This window comes from Jezberella montanilacus (assembly GCF_003003055.1).
GTDB classification, from domain to species: domain Bacteria; phylum Pseudomonadota; class Gammaproteobacteria; order Burkholderiales; family Burkholderiaceae_B; genus Zwartia; species Zwartia montanilacus.
Genome location: NZ_PVTV01000012.1, coordinates 326,975 through 349,520 on the forward strand (window position 1 = coordinate 326,975; position 22,546 = coordinate 349,520).

18 protein-coding genes are annotated in these 22,546 nt (G+C 47.6%); 7 read left to right on the plus strand and 11 right to left on the minus strand.

All coding sequences use genetic code 11. The features are described 5' to 3' along the window. Window positions 1-63: 63 nt before the first annotated feature. The gene (locus BCM14_RS07370) at window positions 64-909 is read left to right on the plus strand and encodes a glycosyltransferase family protein (protein WP_106227349.1); all 846 of its coding nucleotides are present in this window, start codon (window positions 64-66) and stop codon (window positions 907-909) included. A gap of 13 nt (window positions 910-922) precedes the next feature. On the opposite strand, the gene BCM14_RS07375 is transcribed toward BCM14_RS07370, so the two are convergent. The 3 genes from BCM14_RS07375 to BCM14_RS15150 form a co-directional block, all read right to left on the minus strand. Then, on the minus strand, window positions 923-2,356 hold the full coding sequence (locus BCM14_RS07375; RefSeq protein ID WP_106227350.1) for a glycosyltransferase: 1,434 nt from the start codon (window positions 2,354-2,356) through the stop codon (window positions 923-925). 1 nt (window position 2,357) lies between these two features. After that, window positions 2,358-3,827, minus strand: a complete 1,470-nt coding sequence (locus tag BCM14_RS07380; RefSeq protein ID WP_146129735.1) for a hypothetical protein — start codon at window positions 3,825-3,827, stop codon at window positions 2,358-2,360. 278 nt (window positions 3,828-4,105) lie between these two features. After that, window positions 4,106-4,291, minus strand: coding sequence for a hypothetical protein (locus BCM14_RS15150; RefSeq protein WP_146129736.1), 186 nt, complete (start codon window positions 4,289-4,291; stop codon window positions 4,106-4,108). Between BCM14_RS15150 and BCM14_RS07385 the strand changes: the two genes are divergently transcribed. Next, on the plus strand, window positions 4,292-5,350 hold the full coding sequence (locus BCM14_RS07385) for a hypothetical protein (protein WP_146129737.1): 1,059 nt from the start codon (window positions 4,292-4,294) through the stop codon (window positions 5,348-5,350). Here the strand turns inward: BCM14_RS07385 and BCM14_RS07390 are convergent. Both BCM14_RS07390 and BCM14_RS07395 read right to left on the minus strand, forming a co-directional pair. Next, a complete protein-coding gene (locus BCM14_RS07390; protein WP_106227425.1) occupies window positions 5,295-5,723 on the minus strand; it encodes a divergent PAP2 family protein in 429 nt (142 codons plus the stop codon). The genes BCM14_RS07385 and BCM14_RS07390 overlap by 56 nt on opposite strands. Before the next feature lie 2 nt (window positions 5,724-5,725). Continuing rightward, a complete protein-coding gene (locus BCM14_RS07395; protein ID WP_106227353.1) occupies window positions 5,726-6,604 on the minus strand; it encodes a decaprenyl-phosphate phosphoribosyltransferase in 879 nt (292 codons plus the stop codon). A 97-nt stretch (window positions 6,605-6,701) separates the two neighbouring features. Here BCM14_RS07395 and BCM14_RS07400 point away from each other — a divergent pair, with 97 nt between their 5' ends. Both BCM14_RS07400 and BCM14_RS07405 read left to right on the plus strand, forming a co-directional pair. Next, window positions 6,702-8,003 (plus strand): FAD-binding oxidoreductase, encoded by a 1,302-nt coding sequence (locus tag BCM14_RS07400; protein WP_106227354.1) that lies wholly within the window; start codon window positions 6,702-6,704, stop codon window positions 8,001-8,003. A gap of 2 nt (window positions 8,004-8,005) precedes the next feature. Next, entirely contained in the window at window positions 8,006-8,758 is a 753-nt protein-coding gene (locus tag BCM14_RS07405) for an SDR family NAD(P)-dependent oxidoreductase (RefSeq protein ID WP_106227355.1), read from the plus strand. 27 nt (window positions 8,759-8,785) lie between these two features. On the opposite strand, the gene BCM14_RS07410 is transcribed toward BCM14_RS07405, so the two are convergent. After that, entirely contained in the window at window positions 8,786-9,712 is a 927-nt protein-coding gene (locus BCM14_RS07410; protein WP_146129738.1) for a class I SAM-dependent methyltransferase, read from the minus strand. 134 nt (window positions 9,713-9,846) lie between these two features. Between BCM14_RS07410 and BCM14_RS07415 the strand changes: the two genes are divergently transcribed. Further along, window positions 9,847-11,424, plus strand: a complete 1,578-nt coding sequence (locus BCM14_RS07415) for a hypothetical protein (RefSeq protein ID WP_106227356.1) — start codon at window positions 9,847-9,849, stop codon at window positions 11,422-11,424. Between the two features lie 52 nt (window positions 11,425-11,476). Next, window positions 11,477-13,414, plus strand: coding sequence for an acyltransferase family protein (locus tag BCM14_RS07420; protein WP_106227357.1), 1,938 nt, complete (start codon window positions 11,477-11,479; stop codon window positions 13,412-13,414). A gap of 33 nt (window positions 13,415-13,447) precedes the next feature. On the opposite strand, the gene BCM14_RS07425 is transcribed toward BCM14_RS07420, so the two are convergent. From BCM14_RS07425 to BCM14_RS07440, 4 genes are all read right to left on the minus strand, one after another. Further along, window positions 13,448-15,007: a glycosyltransferase 87 family protein gene (locus BCM14_RS07425; RefSeq protein ID WP_106227358.1), complete on the minus strand. Its 1,560-nt coding sequence runs from the start codon at window positions 15,005-15,007 to the stop codon at window positions 13,448-13,450. Between the two features lie 113 nt (window positions 15,008-15,120). Beyond that, window positions 15,121-16,347: a glycosyltransferase family 4 protein gene (locus BCM14_RS07430; protein WP_106227359.1), complete on the minus strand. Its 1,227-nt coding sequence runs from the start codon at window positions 16,345-16,347 to the stop codon at window positions 15,121-15,123. Beyond that, complete coding sequence (locus BCM14_RS07435; protein ID WP_106227360.1) at window positions 16,344-18,533, minus strand: bi-domain-containing oxidoreductase; 2,190 nt, start codon at window positions 18,531-18,533, stop codon at window positions 16,344-16,346. The genes BCM14_RS07430 and BCM14_RS07435 overlap by 4 nt, the downstream gene beginning before the upstream one ends. Further along, the gene (locus BCM14_RS07440; protein ID WP_106227427.1) at window positions 18,533-19,588 is read right to left on the minus strand and encodes an NAD-dependent epimerase/dehydratase family protein; all 1,056 of its coding nucleotides are present in this window, start codon (window positions 19,586-19,588) and stop codon (window positions 18,533-18,535) included. Before BCM14_RS07440 ends, BCM14_RS07435 begins: the two co-directional genes overlap by 1 nt. Before the next feature lie 165 nt (window positions 19,589-19,753). On the opposite strand from BCM14_RS07440, the gene BCM14_RS07445 reads away from it, so the two are divergent. Then, a complete protein-coding gene (locus tag BCM14_RS07445) occupies window positions 19,754-21,634 on the plus strand; it encodes a hypothetical protein (protein ID WP_146129741.1) in 1,881 nt (626 codons plus the stop codon). Here BCM14_RS07445 and BCM14_RS07450 read toward each other — a convergent pair. Further along, on the minus strand, window positions 21,631-22,500 hold the full coding sequence (locus tag BCM14_RS07450; RefSeq protein ID WP_106227362.1) for a class I SAM-dependent methyltransferase: 870 nt from the start codon (window positions 22,498-22,500) through the stop codon (window positions 21,631-21,633). The two genes, BCM14_RS07445 and BCM14_RS07450, sit on opposite strands and share 4 nt — an antisense overlap. Window positions 22,501-22,546 lie beyond the last annotated feature (46 nt).

The window sequence follows — 22,546 nt, forward strand, 5'->3', positions numbered from 1 at the left end:
ATTGACGATCTGGAGCAATCTCCACACCCACGTGTGGCTGAAAAATAGGTGTGAATCAATTTGATGTCTAAAAAAAAAATGACTGTGGTTCTAATCGTCTACAACAGGGCGGATAAAACACAGCAAACGCTCGAGGCGTTAAAAAGAGCGAAGACTGTTGATCAGTGCAACCTTCTTGTTGTGCAGCAGATTGGCTCTGAAGAGGTGACCAAGCTAGTTAACGATATTTCATGGATAGAAACCACACATCACTTAACTCAGTATCCGGAATGCACGAGCGTCAAATATCGTATCAATAGCAATGTGAGGAAGGGGCTTGAATCGGCCTTCGCTGAACCGGCTTGTGAATACGCACTAATCTTAGAAGATGATATTTTGCTCGGCTTTGATTTCCTGCATTTCTGTAATGTCATGCATGAGCGATATCGTGATGATCCGAAATTCAAGGGAATAAACGCATTTTCTAAAGAAGGATACAGTGAAAGTCTGCTGTGGTCGTACGGTCAGTTTCGCTATGGTGTCGGCAAAGGATGGTCTATCAGCCGAAAGCAATGGGAAGCGGTACAAAAATATTGGATCCCTGGCGTCGATCAACACTTTGACTACCTAATCGAAGAATGGACGCGCGAGGGTTTTGTTGTGATGCCTTATTGCAGCCGATCTCTAGATATCGGCTGGGGCGAGGGAAGCTCGCATGGACCCAAGGACGAATTTGACGAGCACTGGGTCGCAATGAGAAAGAGCTGGGTCGGTAGCGATCCGTTTCCCCTGCAAGACTATCAATGCTTCGAAGACATGCCGTTTTCTTGGCGCAGCGACTGCGTGCCATACAAAAACAATTTCAGTCAGTTGTTCAGCCTTTACCGACTCAAAGCGAAGAACACCTTGAAAAGGATCCTTAAAAGATAGTCTCTAAGTTAGGTTAGATAAACTTAATCCGCCGAGCCGCGAAGACCACCATGCGCAGAAGCAGAACCCCGTGCTTCCAGCGTGAAATATTGGTCTCGCCATAGCGCCTAGCCCGGTAACGAATCGGCACTTCAAGAATCTTAAGATTCAGACGCGCTGCACCAAATAACAAGTCAAAGTCGCCGAACGGATCAAAATCACCGAAGTAGGCTCGGTTCGCAGCAATCCGATGATAATCGGCACGCGTCAGCACTTTTGTTCCGCAAAGCGTGTCGCGAATTGGTTGTCCCAGTAACCAGCTAAATGCCCACGAAAAAAACTTATTGCCGATTAAATTAGCAAAGCGCATCGCGTCGGCATCCATGGGATAAACGAGTCGGACACCGTTAACGAACTCAGCCTCATCGTTGACAATAAGGTCATAAAACCGAGGTAAATCCTCTGGGGGCACGGTAATATCAGCATCCAAGATCATTAGGATATCGCCGGTTGCAGCCTCAAATCCGGTGCGAACGGCATCCCCCTTGCCTTTACCTGGTTGTTTCAGAAGGCGGCAATTTCTTTGTGGGTTCTTTTCGATCGCTCGTTCAATTGCTGCATAAGTGTCGTCAGTGGAGTTGCCCTCGACAAAGATGATTTCAGTGCCTGAACCCATCTCAGGGATTCGTGCCATAAGCTCATCAATATGACCTGATTCATTACGAGCAGCGACGACTACTGACACAGACATCTCAGTATTTTTTTTTACGCTTAAGGGTCGCGCAACAATGAAGTTGGCCAGATCAAGGTGCCTAAACGGCCAAACCTTTGCAAGATAGCGGTTGCAAAGGGTGGTGAGCACGGGGACTTGAAACGGTAGAAGCACTTCGCTCCAGTGTCGCAAGGGCTCAAAGCCGGCAATCTCAAGCAAATTTTTCATATCGTGCGTAGTCAGCCAGTTTTGTGGCAGAACGCGTGTCGCCCACTCCATATTTCGCGCTATAGAGAGTGGGATGTTCCAGAGGTGGCTATAGAAATTAAAAATGACGCGCGTTTTGGGATGGCAGCATTTTTTGAGCTGACTTAAGACAGCCTGGACATCCCATAGATCGTTGACTAGCTCAGAGATGATGATGAAGTCGAACTTACGTCCGTCAAGAGAAAAGTCATGCGCATCTGCACAAATGAATTCAAGATTTGGGTGCGAAACGCGCGCCTGATCGATGATGGACTCACAGAAATCAATACCGACCCCTAGGGCGGGCTTTAATAAAGCCAGTAAATCACCTTGCGCACAACCGATCTCTAAAATACTCGCGCCCGTGGTTACTAAATGCCCGTAGATGTTAGCCAAGGCTTGATGGTAATAACCACCGAGGGATTGGCTTGGTTGATCAGCGCTCTGGCTCCAGGCATGCTGGCGTGCTTCGCGATACGCTTTAGCTTCTGTTTGAAAAGTCTCTTGCATATTATTGTGTGTTCAAGCCTGTGATTTGATAAATAGATTGTGCTTGACCGATAAAAATAGGCACAAGCTTAAAGACTTTTAATTGCTCGTATGCCTGATTGGTAACAAGCAATACATTTCGTTTTTCACTTAGGTCGTGTTCAACGATATCAAGGTTGTAAAAACCGTGACCGCGAATGACGAGTTTACTAATCCAGATATTGAAGTCGTAAAAATTGGTAAGTAGAGCACCCACTTTCGGATCAGTGGCAGGTGCATAGCCCAGGCCGAAAGACATGGCGCACTGTGGTAGTCGACAGCCGTAAGTCCCGATCAAAATTGGGTTGTCAAACTTGGCGATAGCCGTCTGCACTTGAACCATGTCCGACTTAAACAGCTCGCGCTCTTCTGCAAGTTGCTTGTAAGAGCTATTCGCGGCACCCAACATTAATAAGACCCCGACAACACTAAGTAACGAAAAGGCTATTCGTTGCAGCTTCGCTCCCAGGCTTAGTTTAAATAGGCTGTTCAGCATCCACGCCGCCCCAGTTGCTTCAATGATGAGCGCAGGCACCATGTAGTGCGCCCCGGGATGCTTGAGCACGAGCATCGTCTGCCCAAGCATGACGATTAGCAATACGCTTGGGGTGTAGATGAGGTTCAAGAGTGTGTTGGACGAGTTTGCCCTGATTGAGCTGCTTTTCTTGACCAATCTCAACAATAAAATGCCCAGCACCACACCACCCAAACATAGAGCAACCAAAAACCATAGGTCAAAGACATTTGTAAGTGAGCGAAGCGCGGGTCGTATTGTGCTGAGGTCGATAAACTCAGCTTTACCCGATCCATAATGACCAGAGTGGGTTGCAATACCACCCACCCAGTTAAAAAATCGCGGCAGTGCTTTGATCATGGGCAGCACGCAAAAAAACCACGACACGAGCGCGGCACCAAAACTCAACAGGATCGCTCTAGGCGATTTGAGTAACAACACTAAGGCAACCATCGGGATAAACGTCAGCTTGACTGCAACCCCAAAGCCGCAGAGCAATCCCGTCAAAATGGGGGTAACGCTATCTTTTTTACTGTTGGCGTCTTTGCTAAAAATTGAGGGGGCAAGCACCGCGACTAGCAGCATGGAGCCAAACATCAACAGGCTTTCTGGCTCAGGGTAGGCCATTCTTGCGAATACAACGCCAAAAGCGACCGCGCATGCCTGAACAAAAATCCCAAGGCCCATCCGATTTGTGCTTTTAAGCACCCGGTCACCGAGAATATAAGACGCGGTGCAGTTCAGCACCACCAAGACGTAAGAGATAATTTGTAAATAGCGCTCTGGATGACTCCCCACAGAGATATCCAGTGCATCGTTAGACCAACCCATTAGCTTGGCAATTGACCAGCTGACGTATAAAACGCCAGCAATTAGCGTCTGAACGGGCGTGCCTGGATGATCAATATGGTAGGGCGAGTGGCCATTTAGTATCAGCAAGCCATTTAATAAATACTGGTAAGCTGGATCTGAATCTAAATAGAGTGGATATATTTTTTTTATAAAACAATATTGAATTATAAAAATAACAACTGGCACAATTAGTAGCAGTGATCTAATTGAAGCTTTTTTCATTAGATATCCAAGCACCCGAGGCGAGTAGCGTATATTCGGCGCTGAAGTTGACCGTACCGCTACCCGATATTTAGCCCCAAAGTATACACATGAATAGAATCAAGCTTCGCGGGTTTTATCAAGGCTATCGCTTATCAATAGGGCTATTCGTGTTCTGGTTTCTTTACCTCTTTGTATTGACTCGATATGCGCTTTGGTCGCATGTCGGGGTTTCGCATATGGAGCCCCTGTTTGCAGATCTTCACGCGATCTTGAGCGCCATAGACTGCAACGGGCGTGGCATTAACGTCTTTGAGACCAACCCCTGTGACGTGGCGGGTCGAGTCCACGTGTACGGGAGTCTCTGGCTTTCTCTAGGCCAGTTGGGGCTTGGGTCAGCCCATTTATTTTCAAAGGGCTTTATTGTCGATATTGTTTTCATGGCTATCGCGGTCATGTTGCTTAAGCCATCGTCTAAGCGTGAGTTTGCAAAGAGTTGCCTAATTTTATTTTCACCAGCCGTTACTTTGGGGATTGAACGCGCCAACAACGACTTAATTGTTTTTAGCTTATTAGCTGTTAGTGCGCTTCTCTATGCGAAGAGAGATGGATTTGCCCAAGTGTCTAGCCTGGTGATTATTTATTTATCAGCACTTTTAAAATTTTATCCATCCGTGTTGCTCGCTTCATCTTTGATTATTCTTAAGCGCAATATAAAAGAGTTGATAGTCTTCAAACTCGTCACGATCAGTCTATTTGCGATTTGGTTGACGACCAATCTAAATGAGCTCTTATTGATTAAGGATATTGCCCCTAAACCCCTGGACTTTTATGCAACCGGGGCGAGAGCTTTGCTAGCGTATGTTGGGCGCCCTTACCCTTGGATATTATCGATCCCCACACTGTGGTTGTTTAGTGGCTTTATCGCAGTCGTCGCAGTTGGTGCCATAGCCCTTGCATCTCGTTTGAAATCCGCTGACATACAACCCAGCAGTTCGAGGTTCAACTACGTAATCTTCATTTTTGGGCTGTCGATATTATTTGCCACCTACGCACTCAATAGCAATTATGACTATCGCTGGGTGTTTTTTATATTTGCCATGCCTTTACTTTTTGATATTCAAAAAGCGAACGCTTCAGATTCGTTTGCAAGTCGAGTAGCGACTATTGGGCTAATTTGTGCGTCACTAACCATGTGGATGGAGGCCTTCAGGGCATCTGGTGTTTTCGGCTTGGTCAATATCAATGTGTTTTTTAATATTGGTCGATCAACATTTTCGATTGAATTATTTCAACAATTTATTAAAGAATTCTCTGCGTGGGTTCTCTTTGCCATTCTCTTTGCCTTTGCAATCAAACAATCCCCATTTGCAATGCCACGATTAAACTGGCGACACCCGCGCCAGTGATGGCACCTGCCAGGATCTCGATACGAGTGTGCCCCATGCGTTCTCTTAAACGAGACTGACCGTCGTCAAAGGGTTGAGATAGTTTGTTGATTGCAGCAGCTTGCTTACCAACCTGCTTTCTTAAACTTGAGGCGTCAAGCATAACGATAAAAGCTAAGGTAACTGCGACCCCAAACGCGGGATGCTGAATCCCTTCTTTGAGGGCGATCAGTGTAACCATGCTGCAGACAATGGCACTATGGTTACTGGGAAGCCCGCCATAGCCAATCAAGTTGAACGCTAATCGCCTGGCTCTTAAGCTATTGACAAGAAATTTTAGACAACCAGCGACCAGCCAGGCGATAAATGGGGTCAGAATGTATGAAAGATCCATTTTCAGGCTGGCCAAAGTGCCCATGCGCAGGCGGCGCACCACACGACGATCGTTATCAATAGTGGCCAATCTGCCAAAAAAGCGTCTGTTGGTGATTCACCCGCATCCAGTACATCCACGACATACCAATAGCGAAAGAGCCCGAATAGTACGAGGGGTACAGTCACGATCAACTCAGGGCGGCTGGACATCACGAACATACTGTAGAACACCAGCGCACAAGTGGCGGACATCTCTGCGTATTTGTCAACAAGCGGTTTTGTGTATTTGGATAAGACTGCTCGGCCCTCAGTGCCACTAAGACTGAGTTCTTGGCTACGCTTAATCGCGGCCAAATATAAGGCTAGGCAAAGTGTGGTCACAAACATCCAGCCAGAGACGGGCGCATTCAGTGCGACTGCACCTGCAAGAACCCTAAGAACGAACCCGATTGCGATCGTGAAAATATCAACCACAGGCTGGTGCTTAAGAATAAACGTATAAGCTAAATTCAGACAGCTATATCCCACGATCACCATGATAACTTTGGGCTCAACGATATAGCCAGCGATCAGGCCACCATAAAGACAGACAAGTACACAAAGTGCCAGTGATATGGGGATGGTCCCAGCAGCTAGAGGCCGAGACTTAGACTTGGTTGGATGCAGGCGATCTCGATTGATATCTTTGAGATCATTAACAATGTAGGTTGCGGATGACGCTAGGCAAAAAAGCACAGCAGCTAAGACTGCGCTTTTAAGTGATGCAGGGTTGGTGAACCGTCCCGTAAAGAGCAACGGAGCCAATACAAACCCGTTTTTGACCCATTGTTTAATTCGAATAAGCTTGAAGAGATCTTTAACAAGCGCCCCTGCTGGTTTTTTTGAGTCGTTGACGTGCATGGGGGTTAAAATCCGCAGTCGTTGAAATAACGATCTATTTTCGCATTAATCCGCGGGCGCGTAAAACAATAAGGAATCGAGTAATGGGTGGTGTGTCGTGAGACCCGTTTCATCTTGGGGGCGATTAAGCCGAGCCTCTTACGAAGTGAAATATTGCTCAAGTATTTCTCACGCAGCGAATGCGATCAAGTTGGCCAAGCCGGGTATCCCATTTGGTAACGGTCGAAGCTACGGTGACGCTTGTTTAAATCAGGACGGTTATCTTTGGGCCACGAGAGCCCTCGATTATTTCAGCTCGTTTGATCAGCAAACGGGTCTTTTAAGGTGCGAGGCTGGCGTCTTACTCAAGGATATTCAAGCCTTGGTCGTGCCAAATGGCTGGATGTTGCCTGTCACGCCGGGTACGCAGTTGATTACCGTTGGTGGCGCAATTGCCAATGATGTCCATGGCAAGAATCATCACCGACAGGGATCCTTCTCGGACCATATCACTCGCCTAACGCTGTTGAGAACCGATGGCGAAGTGATCGAATGCGGGCCTCAGCTAAACCACGACTGGTTTGTTGCGATCGTTGGTGGCATTGGCTTAACCGGTTTGATTGTTGAGGCTGAAATACAGCTCAAGAGAGTTCCTGGCCCGTGGTTGACGACTGAAACAATCCCTTACGCCAATATTGTCGAGTTTTTCAAACTTGCGGATGACTCTGAAGCCGATTGGGAACATACGGTCTCGTGGATAGATTGTCTTGCTGGAAATGGCGGTAGAGGTTTGTTCATGCGAGGAAACCATCGCCCTGTCATTGCTGAAGCACGCCTTAAGAAAAAGCAGTCTCGCATCCCCTTTGTTCCACCGATCTCATTGGTCAATAAACTTACCCTGAGGCCATTTAACGAAGCATATTATTGGTTGAACAAGCGTAAAGCGGGTGAACAAACGACCGTGCACTATCAGCCATTCTTTTATCCCCTGGATAATCTGCAAGACTGGAACAAAATGTATGGTCCTCAAGGGTTCTACCAGTATCAAAGCGTGGTACCCCGAGATGTGGGCCAGGACGCAATCACTGAAATGCTTAAGCAAATTGGCCAATCTGGTGAAGGCTCATTTCTAGCAGTGTTAAAGACCTTCGGTGATCGAGAGTCAGTCGGCCTCTTGAGTTTCGCGCAACCCGGTGTGACTTTGGCATTAGATTTCCCGAACAAGGGCGTAAAAACGCTTAAATTGTTTGAGCGGCTAGATCAGATCATAAGTGAGGCTAAGGGTCGGATTTATCTTGCTAAAGATGCTCGAATGCCTAAGTCGTTATTTGAAAGTGGTTACCCAAGGTTTCAAGAGCTTATCAAGTATCGAGATCCTGGCATCAGTTCAGACATGTCGCGACGCCTATTTGGAATATAACAATGAGTCAAAAGAAACGAATTGTCATTATCGGTGCTACCTCAGCCATTGCTACCCATTGCGCAAGGCAATGGTTAGAGGGTAGTGAAGTAGATATGACGCTAGTCGGTCGAGATCTCGAAAAGCTTGAGCGCCTAGCGCAAGATTTGCGCGTGCGCAGTCAAAGCTCGCAGATTTCTGTTCGGCTTGGGGATTTTGAAACGCCTGCTGGCATTCAATTGACTGTTGACAAGATATCCAGCGACGAACGTCTTGACATTGCATTGATTGCGCACGGGTCACTAAGCGACCAAGAACGCTGCCAAAATGATTTGACGCTATGCCAAAGCGAGCTGATGTTAAACGGTGTTTCGCCGGTTCTGTACGCTGAAGCGTTTGCTTCCAAGATGCTTGCGAACAATCACGGTACGGTTGCGGTCATTGGATCTGTTGCTGGTGACCGGGGTCGGCGATCAAATTATGTATACGGCGCAGCGAAAGGTTTGGTGACGAGATATATGCAGGGTCTACAACATAGACTGGTGGGCAGTGAGGTGAGAGCCGTCCTGATAAAGCCGGGCCCGACCGATACCCCCATGACGTTGGTCTTGAAAGAAAAAGGAGCAAAACTCGCCCCTGTCGAGGAAGTCGCTGCCGCGATTGTATCGAGCGTTGCGAAAGGGTCAGACCTTATTTACGCGCCCCAAAAGTGGAGGGTAATTATGATGATTATTCGACATTTGCCTAAGTTCATATTCAATAAGATGAATATTTAGTGATTTCGATGCCGCAATGATTATTAGTTAGAAATAACGCTTCAATTTGCGCAAACTGTTTTGCATAAGCAGTAACTTAGGGGTTTCAAACACAAACCGCTTTACGCGCCGCGCGAACGGGATATATTTCAATATATTTAGCGAGGTAGACAATCGTCGCTCAGCCGTTGCGATTGAGGTGATTGTTTCAATTGGCGTATCTTTACTCCAATAGTCGACCGCATTGGACGTCACCCCCCCATTTGAAGTCGGTGAACTGTCAAAGCATTTGCTGCGATCGATCGTAAAGCTGACGATTGATTCAAAAAAGCTGATCGAATAAATATACTTTTTGTAGATCAAACTTGAATGATCTAAGTTTGGAAAGCGAGCATTGATATTGTCGGCCAGTTTTTTAGCCCATTCTACAAATGAATATTTTGTTGGATAGCCGAATGGTTTCATGTAGCTCGTGTGGGTATCTTCAACGACTAGTAACCCGCCATTTTTAACATTTGGGATGCAGTAGTGAGCAGTAACGATTTGTTGCTCGTAGGTATGGCCACCATCGTCCAAGACCACGTCTACCGTGCCGACTTTTTTAAAAAAATCATCCCAGAAAACGGGGTCACTCTGACTGCCAATGTGTATTTCAAAACCGTGACTTTCCCATTTTTTTGCTAATGGGTTGAGCTCAACGCCAATGATTCGGGCTTTTGGCCCAAAATAGTCACGCCACATAAAGAGCGAACCACCATTTAAAACACCGACTTCGACGAACGTTATCTCCTTACCTCGATATCGTTCAAAAAGGTCAGCATACACCTGGAAGTAGGAGGAATGCTTCAGAGAAAGGTATGGTGATTTTTTATAACTTTGGTAAACGTCGAGTTTGGCTAACTCATGATCAGGTGGAAAACCCGTAGGTACAATCTCATCATGTGCGGCAACTGGTCTTTGTTCATTGGTATTCATGGCCACTGCGAACTCTCTCTTAACGGGCGGTTGACTGCGTGACTGATCGGATAAGGTTTGAATAAGTGCTCGATGAAACCTCACAACCATTTTAATATCTGTTCAGGGTCAGCCTCAAAATTTTAAGAATCCCCATGCTACGTAACATTCAGTCGAGATTTTCTTTCATTGTTCCACTGAGCGGCAGTATCGCTTTATTTGCAATGTTGTTTACGGCAACGCGATACGGGTTGGGCTTAAGCCCAGACTCTACTGCATATGTCAAAGCAGCTGATGGCTTGTTGAAAGGCTACGGTTGGGCCTTTGCCAGCGTCCAATGGCCACCCCTTTATTCACTTGTTCTGGCCATTTTTGGCTTTCCGTTTGGGGGTAATGTCTTCTTTGGCGCACGGTTGTTACATGCCCTTTTGATAGCAATTAATTTTATTTTAATCGCTCGACTACTGATGCAATATGCTACGTTCAGGCCCCTTGTGTCATACGTGCTGGCATTTTTAATTAGTCTGCATGAGGTGCTTCTGTGGGTTGACTTTTACGTCTGGAGTGAACCTCTTCTTATCATCTTTGTTTTATTGGACTTGCTTCTAATACGCGTTTTGCTGGTGAAGCAGTCAAGTAAAATCGACGTGATCGAATTAGGTTTGATTGGTCTTGCCATCATGGCTGTGATGACCCGATACATCGGTATCAATGTCGCTTTGATCAATATGGTCGTTGTGTTCGCATTGACGAAATCATCAAATATCTGGATAAAGTTAATACGCTCAGGGTGTCAGGTCGTTGTCCCAGCGATCTTAATGATGTTGTGGCTATCGGGCCATCAGGCGATCGATGACAACAGCGCAATCGTACGAACTTTGCAATATCCTGAAATCAACACGGCTAAATTCGTCATCGGCCTGGAGAATTTTGGTCGATGGCTGTATCCATCGTCGAGTAAGTTTCCAGGGTTAATTCCAGATGGGCTTTTGATGGCTACTGGCTTGGCGCTATTGCTCGCTATTTTGTTATCGGTCGCGCCGTTCGTACGACTGTTGCTGCCAAATAGCTTAAAAGAGCAGTGCCTTAATACTCGTTCTAACAGATCGAAAATATTAAGAGGCTGCGCAGGAGTTTTCATTATTTTCTATTTGTCGTTTCTTGCTTTCATTATGTGTTGTTACGACAAAAAAGTTTTTTTTGATAATAGGTTTTTGTCACCAATATTTATCCCGACTTTGCTAATTGTTTTGGGATCTATTCCAAGCCTGAGTTGGAAATGGCTAAAGAACTCATTGATATTCTTGAGTATCATTATTCTTAGTTGTACATATTTTTATCTGAGGGCATGGTTACTCATCAACTATTTCGATGGCGTCGAAATAAACTCAAGATCAAATATCAATAAAGCAGTGTACGCAAAGACGAAAGCGTATCCTCCAACCTGCCAAGTTTATGCAGATGAACCTTGGAACATTGTTTTGTACTTCGATACTAAGGTTCGGTGGTTGCCAAGACAAATTCTATTTGGCACCGGGTTTGTAAACTCAGCGTATGAGTCTGAGGTACAAGCAATGAAGGGTGATGCGCAAATCGTATTAATAGAAAAGCGAGACGATCCGCTCGTCGCAACCTTGGACTCGTCGCTTGATTTCGAGAGAGTATACGAGGGCGTTGACGGCCTTGTTTGGGTCAATCGCACGATTGATCAAAGCGTATGTATAAAAAAGTAACCAAGCTTTCAAAATAACAAGTATTCCTCAAATAGCTCGATATGTTTGAATCATGTCCGAACCTCGCCCGTATTTAAGCGAAGCTGATATCCCAGAAAGCTATCGAGCTGACATCGACGGTTTGCGCGCTATCGCTGTTTTAGCTGTAGTAGGATTTCACGCATTTCCCGGACGAATACAGGGCGGCTTCGTCGGTGTTGATATCTTTTTTGTGATTTCAGGCTTTCTGATTTCAAAATTTATTTTTAAAGCTCTAGATCAAAAAAGTTTCAACTTCATCGATTTTTATTCTCGTCGTGTCCGACGATTATTCCCAGCACTGTCGCTGATTCTTTTGTCTTGCCTTGTCGCCGGCTGGTTTCTCGAGTTACCTAAGGAATACGCACAATTGGGCAAACATGTGTCGACGGGCGCGGCGTTTGTGTCTAACTTAACCCTTTGGCAAGAGGCAGGGTACTTTGATCCAGTCAGCCACTCCAAGCCACTACTTCACCTTTGGAGTCTGGGTATCGAAGAGCAGTTCTATATTTTTTATCCTTTAGTACTGTATCTGATAGGTCACTTGAGCAAAGCTCGAGGACGGCCCTTATTGTTGCTGACATTGGCTTCTTTTGTCCTGAGTGTTTTTCAGATTGGTGCAGATACGTCTGCGGCTTTCTATTCGCCTTTGACTAGATTTTGGGAGCTGAGCGTTGGAGGGTTGCTTGTGCTTGCCCAAAGTCATCACGACTTGGCGAAATGCTCACTGTCTCGGCTCGTTAAAAACAGTATGTCGATTATCGGGCTCGCAGCCATTGTTCTGTCCCTGGTACTTTTATCACCTAACTCTGTTTTCCCCGGGTGGTGGGCGATATTGCCTGTTGGCGGGACAGCCGCACTGCTCTGGGCCGGTTCGGATGCGATTATTAATAAGCACCTTTTATCTCATCGTGCGCTTGTTCTGGTCGGGTTGCTTAGCTATCCCTTATATCTTTGGCATTGGCCGCTATTAACTTTTGCACAAATCGACGCCAGTGAGCCGCTCAGTCGAAGTATCCGAGTAGCGATCGTTTTGATTTCGATGGTTGCGGCATGGGTCACATACAAGTATGTTGAACAACCTATACGACGACGGCAGCTGTCAGTCGGCCTAACGACCACGCTGCTGACCGCAATTGCGTCAATTGGATTGGCAGGCCTCATCATCTATTTGTTGCAAGGGATTCCGTCGCGAATGCCACCCATCATTCAGCAGTTATCAGCGATTGAGTTTGATCACAGCATTCAAACCCGAGTCGGTACTTGCTTTCTCGTGGATGGTCAGACAGCACAGGACTTTTCTAAGTGCAACGACAATCCCGTCGAAGGCAGGCAATTTGCTTTGTTAATCGGAGACTCGCACGCGTCACATTTATATCCAGGGTTACGTAAGCGTTTTGGTGAAAAAGTGAATATTATTCAGAGGACTGCCGGGGGCTGCCCTCCGATATTTGACGTGGAATCAAGGTCAATGGGGGGCCGTCTTTGCGACGAGGTTATTCAATATGCAAAACGGTGGGTCTCTCAAAATAAACCGCAGATTGTTATTCTTTCGGCGAATTGGTTATTTTATGAATCGAGAGATCTCAGTCAAACTGTCGCTTCGCTTCGGTCTAGCGGCGTAGAGAAGATTGTTGTCGTCGGGCCGGTTCCCCAGTGGCACGACAGTTTGCTTAAACAAATCTATCGACACTATAGAGAGTCTCAACAGCCTGCGGTACCGCGGAAAATGTCACTGGGATTAAATCCACAGGTTGTCCAAGTAGATGAGCAAATCGCCATGACTGCCGCATCCTTGAGTATTGACTACATATCACCTCGACAACTTCTGTGTGATGAGCAAGGGTGTTTGACTAGATATGGCGAATCGCTTGATACATTGATGACATGGGACTACGGGCACCTAACGAATGGCGCGTCCCAGTACTTAGTCTCAAAGTTTGCTGATATTGTTGGGCAGCCTAATCAATAGCAATGGTACGGTCAGACCCGCACTTTAGCGAACTTATTGGCGGACGAGCCCTTTGATTCGATACAAGTTTTGTATTTCTGTGCTCAACAGTTTTTCGAGCTCAAATTTATGTAGTTGATCAAACTCGGGGGAAATCAAAAGAACATCCCTATTTTGTGCGATGAGCTCATTAATGGTCGTGCGCAGCCCATCTTCGGTCAACTCACCGATACCGGGTACGTGCAGTCTTTTATTAAAAATATCGAAATGCAGAAAATTTGGGGTAACTTGCTTCATTCTTAATTCCATTTCTGGCACCAACAACATGCCGAACCATTCTGCACATTCAATAAAGTTGCAGTTGAATGCGCCAACAAGGACTGGATTTTTGTATTTTTTTAACTCGTTATTGATTGCTTCATAAGAACGCTGACCTTTGTTTTGGTTTTTTGCGAGCGTAGAAGTTGCTTCTGTAAAGGACACGAGCGATATGGTTAAGACGCAGACAAACCAAATGACGCTGATCCAGTGTTTCGTCTCACCTTGTATCCGAAAGAAAGCTAGATTGTTGATGACCCAGGCGCCACCCAAGATAGCGAAGGGTAAAGCAGGGATCATGTAAGTTACACCAGGGTGTTTTGCGACCATGACTGTCTGTGCCGACATAATCAGCACCAAGACAACGGGCACTCTTAAATCTATGCGGTCTGTGCTTTCAGGTAAGTTCGCGCTAATGTTTTGCCGATCTTGAACGAGCCAATGTCTAGCTAGACTGAGAACCACGATAGTGACTAAAAAAATGAGTGTGTAATAGTAAAGTTCAAAATTGCGTGCTAACCAGCTGAGCGCCATACTGAACTGATGTGAGTCTATCAAGCCGCGCGACCCTTCTCCATGAGCGCCAGAGTGGCTAAGCACTTGATAAAACCATGAAAACATTGATGGCAAGCGTTCAAATATAGGTGCGACACCTATGAGCCAGCCGATCACTGCAAAAATAAAGGCCCTCAAAATGACTGAGGACGGTTTGAATAAAAACAGTATGGCGAGGATCGGCAAAAAGGTAATTTTTGTTGCGACTCCGATGCCGCACAGCAGGCCTGCAGCTGGGTAACTTTCCAGAGAGTCCTTTTCTGTCGACTTGTCCTTGCAGAAGATGATGGGCGTCATTACCCCCAGAAGGGTAATCACAATGGGTATTAGCAGTGCCTCTGGTGTTGGAAAAACCAGATTTGGCACGACAGCTGGAAACAAAAGTGGTGATAACTGGCAGCCGATTGAGAGCAGGTAACTACCAGTGACTCGATAAACTCGTGTACCGAGATAGTAAATAGCTGCACCAGACAGTAGCAGCAAAACAAAACTGACTGATCCTAAGTAAAGCTCTGGATGCAAGAGTGCTGAATCAAATATCCCATAGGTTTCAAGCCCGGCAACTTGCATTAACGCCCATAGGGTAGCAGTCGTGCACGCGATTAGTGACTGTAATGGTGTCCCAGGATGATCGGTATGGTAGGGTGCGTGTCCCCGCAAGATGTCGATGCCAGCGAATAAATATTGATAGGCTGGATCTTGACCGTGCGCGGTATGACTGTTTATGTGTAAGGGGTACATTTTGCTGAGCAAAAGTAGTCCACATAAAACAGTAAGGCCGCTGCACAAAAAAAATAAATAAGCTTCCTTCTTCTCGGGAAGTTGTTTTGATTTACTCACAGTTCTAATCCAAGCTAAGCGGCTAGCATTTTCTCCAGTTGGGTGACGCAAACCTCTTTTGCGAAGTGCGTCATGGCATAATTTTGCCCTGATTGTCCTAGTTGTTGCAAATTATTGTCGCTCGAAATGAGCGTTTTCATGGCGTCGATACACGCTTGAGTATTTGATGAGTCTGCAGACACCCCGCACTGAGCATCAATGATCAACTGATGCCCGTCACTTGCCAATTGCAAGAACGCAGCAACGGGTAACCCAGCGGCCATATGCCCTAAAACCTTACCGGGCACCACTGGTGTTTTGTTTTGCGGGCTAAGGCACACCAAACCAATCGTGCAGGCATCCAGTAACTTCGGATAAGCCTCGCGCGACACAAAGCCTTCAAACCGTACGTTGCTCAAGCCTTTGCTTTGTGCCAAGGCTTGCAATCGTTGCTTTTCTTTACCATCCCCGACTAACAAAAACAGCAAGTCGGTTTGATCTTGCATTTGCTCGGCAATATTCAAAATCAAATCAAGATACTGCGACGGCCCCATCACCCCCGCAAACACGGCGACATTGCGATGGGTGATTCCCCATTTAGTTCGATAGTCGTGTGTCGGATCATTCGTTTCACCGCTTGCGTTGGTGTGATGATCAATATCGACCCAGTTGTGCAAGATCTTAAGGTGACCGCTGATGCCAGGATGCTCGTTTTCGAGGACAGCCCGATTACCTTCAGAATGCACCGTAACGACGTCTGCAGTTTGATAGGCGTGCTTCTCAAGCGCTTTGAATAATTTGATTTGAAGAGGACTGCGCAAAATGCCCAAGTCAATCGCATTTTGCGGGAACAAATCCTGAACGTTTAGCAGATAGCGAACACCCCGCTTTCTCAGCGCACTACCGACCAGAGCTAGCGGCAGAGGGGGGCTGTAGACCACAACTGCGTCTGGCTTGATTCTGTACTGTTTAAGTTTACGCAGAAACTGCCAGGGCATGATCAACTGCGCTAAGCCTCGCAGGATGTAATTGACGTTATGGTGTGGCAGCGTCTTGACCCGAATGACGCGAATGTCGCCTTCAAGTTCTGACTCGTCAAAGGTGCGCAGCGTGACGTTTTGATCGAGATTGTATTCAGGCCAGGTGGTGATCACGGTGACCTTGTGCCCGCGAGCCGAAAGCTCTTGCGCCAATTCAAGCATCAAGTGTGACGCTGAGCGGATCTCAGGGGGGTAAGAGTCTGTGACCAGCAGAATGTTCACGCCGACATCACCCTCGTGGCTGAAGGCGAGACGCTTTGGCCAGTGGCAAGCGCATATTCGATAGCGAAGATGACATCCATGGTGCTAAACATTTCTGTTGTCGACACATCAGCCACGGTCCTACCACGCACACAATCAACAAAGGCTTTTAGCTCTTGCGCGTAGCCCATTTCTTGACTGCTGGTTTTAAAGGTTTCGGTTTTGCCACCTTTGTGCAATTCGCTCACCCGAAAATCTCTTGAAACGATGGTTTTGCCGTCGAAAAACATTTCAGTCATTTCGCGTGAATACGCTTTATCGCCAGAGGCTGAATAAATCATAGACCCGACTGAGCCATCGTCGAGTTTGAAGCTGAGGGCGATGTTGTCATTGTTGACGGTACTGCTGTTGTCGCCTGAGATCCGTTCGGCGGCAACCCTGACGATGCTCGCACGCGCCAAGCATTGAATCAAGTCAATGAAGTGCGACATTTCACCAACCACACGACTTCTGCCTTCATCCTCGCTGTGTACCCAATGCGATGCCGGCACAAATCCAGTATTGATTCGCATCTGCAAAACCAGCGGTGCTTGACGCGTTGCAAGCCATTTCAGCATCTGTACGGTGTGGGGTGAGTAGCGGCGATTATGACCGACAAAGATGATGGGCAGTGCCTCAGCTGCTGCAGCTTGTTCGCGCAATTGAGCGAGTTCATCTTCAGTCGTGCAAAGCGGCTTTTCAAGAAACAGCGCCTTGCCATGTTCGATGGCTTGGCTGACGAGTTTGGCGTGATTGCTGTGTGGGGTAAGCCCCACCACCGCATCGATCTCGGGATTTTGCCAAACGGCTGACGATTCAGTGGCTTGGTTAGCAAAACCGAATTTTCTCGCGCTGTGTTCAACGCTTGCGCCAGATCCTGTCACGAGGGTGTGTAACGCGACATCAGTTTGGGACTGCAAGGCGGGTAATAGCAGCGCCTTACCAAATAACCCAGCACCAATCACACCGACTGACACGCTGGCGCTTGGGCTCTTTTTGTTGGCAAGTACTGACGTGATTGGTAAGTGCCGCTCGATAAGTGCCTGGTCAGGATAAGTCAGCAAAACCCCGATGGGCTGCACAAGCTCACCAGCAACGAATTGTGTATAAACGCTCTCGGCCTGAGCGATATCAAATCGATGGGTAATCAGCGACTGAACATCTACTTTCTTATCAGCGACAAGGCGTAAAAACTCTTGTAGGTTGCGCTTTTGAGTCCAACGAACCTCGCCAATCGGCAGATCGACGCCTTCGATTTCATACACGGGATCAACGGATCCGGGCCCAGCCGCCTTAGACACGACGAGGTCGACTTCTTTCTGCCAGAGCTCGTTGCGATCGGGGTGAATATCAGCCACACCAACCACCACGATACGCCCTTTGGGCCGCGACAACTGAACTGCTTGATCTACCGGGCCCCGATCTTTGGTGGATGCAGTGATGATGACAGCATCCGCACCCACCCCACCCGTGACGTGATTGCACAGTGTATCAAGTTCGGCAGAGTCGGTGGTGATGTGGGCAAACCCCAAGCGCCTAGCCAAGTCAGCTTTGTCTTGGGCGGGGTCAATTGCAATCACTTCGCACCCATAGGCACGCAGCATTTGAATCGTGAGCAGGCCAAGTAAACCGAGACCCATGACAACGATACGCGAACCGAACGTCAAATTAGCGCTTCGAATCCCGTGCAGAGCAATAATGCCCAGCATGCCGAAGGCCGCTTCTTCAGAAGAGACTTCTTTGGGGATTTTGCAGGCAAGATTGACAGGGATAGCTACAAAATCAGCGTGCGAGGCGAAGCCCTGACCGACACAAGCGACGCGATCTCCCGGCGAGAATTCGGTTGCAGCAAGACCGCATTGTTCAACGACGCCAGCGCCGCTATAGCCAAGAGGGGTGGGCGTATCTAGTCTACCCATGGCTTCTTGCCAGGTCTTTAACAAGCCTTCTTTCTTGGCTTTATCCCAGGCCCGTCTGACCAAATCTGGGCGCGCCGCAGCCTTGCCAAGCAAGGATTTACGACCGAGCTCAATCGTTGAGCGCTCAGTGCCGAGGCTAATCAGTGAGTGCTGGTTGCGCACCAGAATGCGCTTGGTGCCGCATTGAGGCACCGGTACGTCACGAAGAGCCACCTCACCTGTCTTGTAACTCTGGACGACCTGCTTCATTAACGATCGGTTCCCTGACGCAACACGTAATTTTTTACAGCTGAAGACATACCTGGGGGGAATTCAGCATCTCTGCTGATATTGTCCCAATTCGCTTTGAACCAGTCGATGGTGGTGCGAAGCCCGTCTTCAAAGGTAGTTTGAGGGTTGTAACCGAGAATGTCTTTGGCACGATCGACGCTTGCCAGCAAGCGCGATTTTGTATCCCATTTGCGACGGTCTGTGTACAGCAAGCCTGCAGTGTTGCCGGTTAGCTCGTTAACCATCTCTGCCATATCGACAATTGCTGTTTCGCTAGCTGACGCAATATTCATCTCAGCACCGATCGCCTTTTCTTCAATGCCTGCCTTGAGCAGTGCATCGACGATATCCATGACGTAAGTGAAATCGCGAGTCATTTTGCCGTCGCCGGTAATGGGCAATGGTTGACCTTTCATCGCCCAGTAAATGAAATTGGGAATCACATTACGGTACTGGCCTGGCACTTCGCCCGGGCCATAAGAGTTAAAAAACCGCGTCTTAACGATCGGTAGGTTGTAGTGGTGCCAGTAAAAATTGCAATAGAGCTCGCCCGCCATCTTTGAGATCTGATAAGGGGTGGTCAAGTGCATGGACATGAACTCTTCTTTCAGCGGCAAAGGCGCTTGAGCACCGTAAATCGCACAACCTGAGCCTGCATAGACAAAGCGCTTGAGATTGCCTTGCAAGACTGAATACTCAAGCATTTTGACGGTGCCGAGTTGACTGACCAGCAGGTCTTTTTCAGGGAAGTCTACTGAGTTCTGGTTGGCAAAAAAGGCCGCCAGATGAAACACATATTCTGGCTTTTCGTGAAAAACACGTTTTAAATCAATATCGTTAGTAATGCTCCCGTGCACAAACAGGACGTTTGGCAAATTGGGGATGCTCCATTCGTAAGACGCAGACAGGTCGTCGAGGATAATGACTTTGGCTGCACCAGCCTCTGCCAACGCTCGGGCGAGGTTGCTTCCGATGGCACCAGCACCGCCGGTAATCAGAATGGTTTTATCTAGGTAGGGTTGCTGTGCGCTCACGCGAAATACCTCAAACTGGTGCGAATTGCTTGGATTGTAACGGTGTCGGTGAAAGCTGACCAACTTACCTTTTTCGATTGATTTCCGGTAAACAGGGTTGTGAATACGTGGTGTGACGTTTAAGCGGGCGATTTTGCTCAATTTATGCTGTGTACAATTCAAAAAATGATGTATTTCAACGTTGCGCTGCTAATCCTGTCTTGTCTGGGTTATCTCAAATTTATTGCTGAAAAGCTTAGGCTTGGCTTTGGCGCTGCACCCTTTATTTACTGCTGTTTTGTTGCCCTTTTGTTGTATTTTTTCGGTATTGGTGATTTGCTCCCCTGGGGATACCGGCTCGCCACCGCAATAGGGTTAGGACTACTCGCTGTTGGGGTCGTGGGCTCAAGACAGCGATTTTTTGATTTTGCGCAGCCCGTTAGTCTGGCTTTCGTCTTGTTGTCGCTGCTTGGCTGGTTTTATTGGGCGATTGATGGCGACTTCAGATTTTTGCTTTGGGATGAGTTCTCTTTTTGGGCCGCCAGTACAAAACTGATTTACACGACCGACTCGTTATTTAAAGAAAATTCGCCGATTTTTCTCAAGTCTTACCCACCCATTCAGCAGCTGTTTCAATATTACGTGCTGCAGTTCTTTTCTTGGTCTGAGAAAACCGCCTTATTCGCTCAAGACATTTGGTTGCTGTCGGGCGTGCTGTGTATAGCGTCCTTGGCGCGGGCTGGGGCGATGACCAAGATTGCCCTGTTTTTTCTCGTTGCCACGCTTATGTACGCGTTTGGCTACTCATTCTCGAGTCTCTACTCTGACGCGCTGTTGGGCATGTGTTTCGTCGCTGCCTTGAGTTTCGCAGTTAAAGAGGACCAGAGCGCTGCGACTTGGGCTGCCTTAGCTTTGTCGGTGGGCGTGTTGCTTCTATTAAAGGAAATAGGCATTTTGCTTGCTCTGGTGGCCTGCTTTGTCTACGCGACCAATCTGTTGCTCGCGAATCGTTCTCAAAGACAGTCACTGGGTGATGTGCGTGTTGCGTTCTCTGGCAGGCTGCGCTCAAATTTGTTAAAGATTGTGTCAATCTTTATCTGTATGTTCGTGGTGATGCAGTCCTGGGCGTGGTATGTAAGAAGCATCGGGGCATCGCGAGCCCTTGCCATCCCAACCCTGGCCGAGTGGCGTGACGAGCCTCATCAGCGAAGATTGCTGACGACCCTTGGCGAGTTTATGCACCGCATGACCGAGACAGCCTATCACACCATCTCAATACCGTTCACGCCCTGGCATCCGACCCTTCTGATGATTGTCGCGACCCTGAGCTTATTGTCGCTGCTGGTCTTTTATCGAGCGAGGCCTGGTCAACGCTTGTTTTGCGGGATCACAATAGGTGCCCTATTTGTTGGATTTTGGGGCTATGCAGCAGCTCTGCTTTTAAGCTATCTGATCATTTTTACTGAATATGAAGGTATCCGGCTCGCATCGTTTGAGCGATATCTTTCGACCTATTTGCTTGCCTGGGCTAGTTTTGTGTTGGTGATGTTATTTGACAGCACGGATTCCTGGGTTCGTAAAATAAATACCTTGATTGCAGTGATTTGCTTGACTGTATTGACAGCGATGACCCATGGTCAGTTTTTAACTGAGCTCGGCGGGATCAAATCTGCAGGCCCTGATAAAGCCTTAAGGCAACAAATTGAGAGTTTCGCAGACCAGGTGAAGCAACATATCCTGCCCAGCGACAAGGTTTATTTCATTGCTCAGCGCTCGAACGGCCTCGAACGCGTCATGTTTTATTACGCGATGCTACCGAACACAATCTCTATGTCCTGGTGCTGGAGCCTCGGACAGAAGTACGATGAAGGTGATGTTTGGACGTGTAATCAAGCCCTTGAGGGCCTGCTAAAGGGGTTTGATTATCTAGCCCTGTATCGCGGTGACGAGCAATTCTGGGATAACAACCAGGCGATTTTTGATCCGACGTCTGTGGGAGCCGCCAGCGGCTTGTATAAGATTGACCGCCATGACGGCCAGACATTGTTGACTAAAGTGAGTGATTAATTACCCGCCTGGGGATCTGGCGTTGCAATGATGTACAAAATATCGCTAGGCAGTAATTTGAGTAAAGGCAGCGAAGCAGCAACGGCCAAAAACAACAAACCATTCGTCACCCGGTGACTTTTACCTACGTACGAAATTCGCTGATACAAGCCGCTTAAAACAACAGTCTCTAATCTGCCGTGGGTTTGCACCTTGAAACCAGCACGCTTCAACAGTGCGGCGAGTGTCTTCTTATTAAAGTAATGAACGTGTGGCGAGGGTAGCCCAGTTTGCCAAAGTCGCTCGAAAAATGAACTCAAACCAAATCGGCACAGCAGTTTGGATAGTTGATAGAAAATCCCATCCCGGTTGGGGACATTGAGCAACAGGATCCCATTTGTATTGAGATGCCCTTGCACGGCTTGAAGCGCAGCGTGGATGTCGGGGATGTGTTCAATCACGTCGTTGAACGTGATGACATCGTATTGATCGCCAGCCTTGAGCGCCTCCGGGAAAAACCCCAACCTAACCGGTAACCCTCTTTTTGCCGTTTGCTCGTAAATAGTCTGATCGGGCTCAAGACCCTCTACTTTGAGTGCTTCGCCGGCGACCTCTAGAAACCATCCGTGAGCGCAGCCGACGTCCAGTAATGTCGATCCTGGGGGCTTGTACTGAAGAATGTGCTGGATGAGCTGACGAAAGTTAAGTTGTCTGACGCGCACTAAACCGGACGCTCTTGCAGTTTCGTCTAGGCCAGTCGAGTGACTTGAATCGTTAATTGTCGGCGTAAGCGATGCGCTTTCGTAATGACAGGCAGGACACGTCATGTGCCAGTCTCGCAGACCAACCCCCATGACGGTGTAGCAGCAAATACAGTGACGGGTCATGCTCTAGATACGAAAGCGGATAAACTTGTATCATACCCGCTTCAAT

Excerpts from the sequence above, each read along its gene's own strand:
- BCM14_RS07370 (WP_106227349.1), top strand. The coding sequence starts at position 64 with ATGTCTAAAAAAAAAATGACTGTGGTTCTAATCGTCTACAACAGGGCG.
- BCM14_RS07375 (WP_106227350.1), bottom strand. The coding sequence starts at position 2,356 with ATGCAAGAGACTTTTCAAACAGAAGCTAAAGCGTATCGCGAAGCACGC.
- BCM14_RS07390 (WP_106227425.1), bottom strand. The coding sequence starts at position 5,723 with ATGGATCTTTCATACATTCTGACCCCATTTATCGCCTGGCTGGTCGCT.
- BCM14_RS07395 (WP_106227353.1), bottom strand. The coding sequence starts at position 6,604 with ATGCACGTCAACGACTCAAAAAAACCAGCAGGGGCGCTTGTTAAAGAT.
- BCM14_RS07405 (WP_106227355.1), top strand. The coding sequence starts at position 8,006 with ATGAGTCAAAAGAAACGAATTGTCATTATCGGTGCTACCTCAGCCATT.
- BCM14_RS07410 (WP_146129738.1), bottom strand. The coding sequence starts at position 9,712 with ATGAATACCAATGAACAAAGACCAGTTGCCGCACATGATGAGATTGTA.
- BCM14_RS07415 (WP_106227356.1), top strand. The coding sequence starts at position 9,847 with ATGCTACGTAACATTCAGTCGAGATTTTCTTTCATTGTTCCACTGAGC.
- BCM14_RS07420 (WP_106227357.1), top strand. The coding sequence starts at position 11,477 with ATGTCCGAACCTCGCCCGTATTTAAGCGAAGCTGATATCCCAGAAAGC.
- BCM14_RS07425 (WP_106227358.1), bottom strand. The coding sequence starts at position 15,007 with ATGTACCCCTTACACATAAACAGTCATACCGCGCACGGTCAAGATCCA.
- BCM14_RS07435 (WP_106227360.1), bottom strand. The coding sequence starts at position 18,533 with ATGAAGCAGGTCGTCCAGAGTTACAAGACAGGTGAGGTGGCTCTTCGT.
- BCM14_RS07445 (WP_146129741.1), top strand. The coding sequence starts at position 19,754 with ATGATGTATTTCAACGTTGCGCTGCTAATCCTGTCTTGTCTGGGTTAT.
- BCM14_RS07450 (WP_106227362.1), bottom strand. The coding sequence starts at position 22,500 with ATGACCCGTCACTGTATTTGCTGCTACACCGTCATGGGGGTTGGTCTG.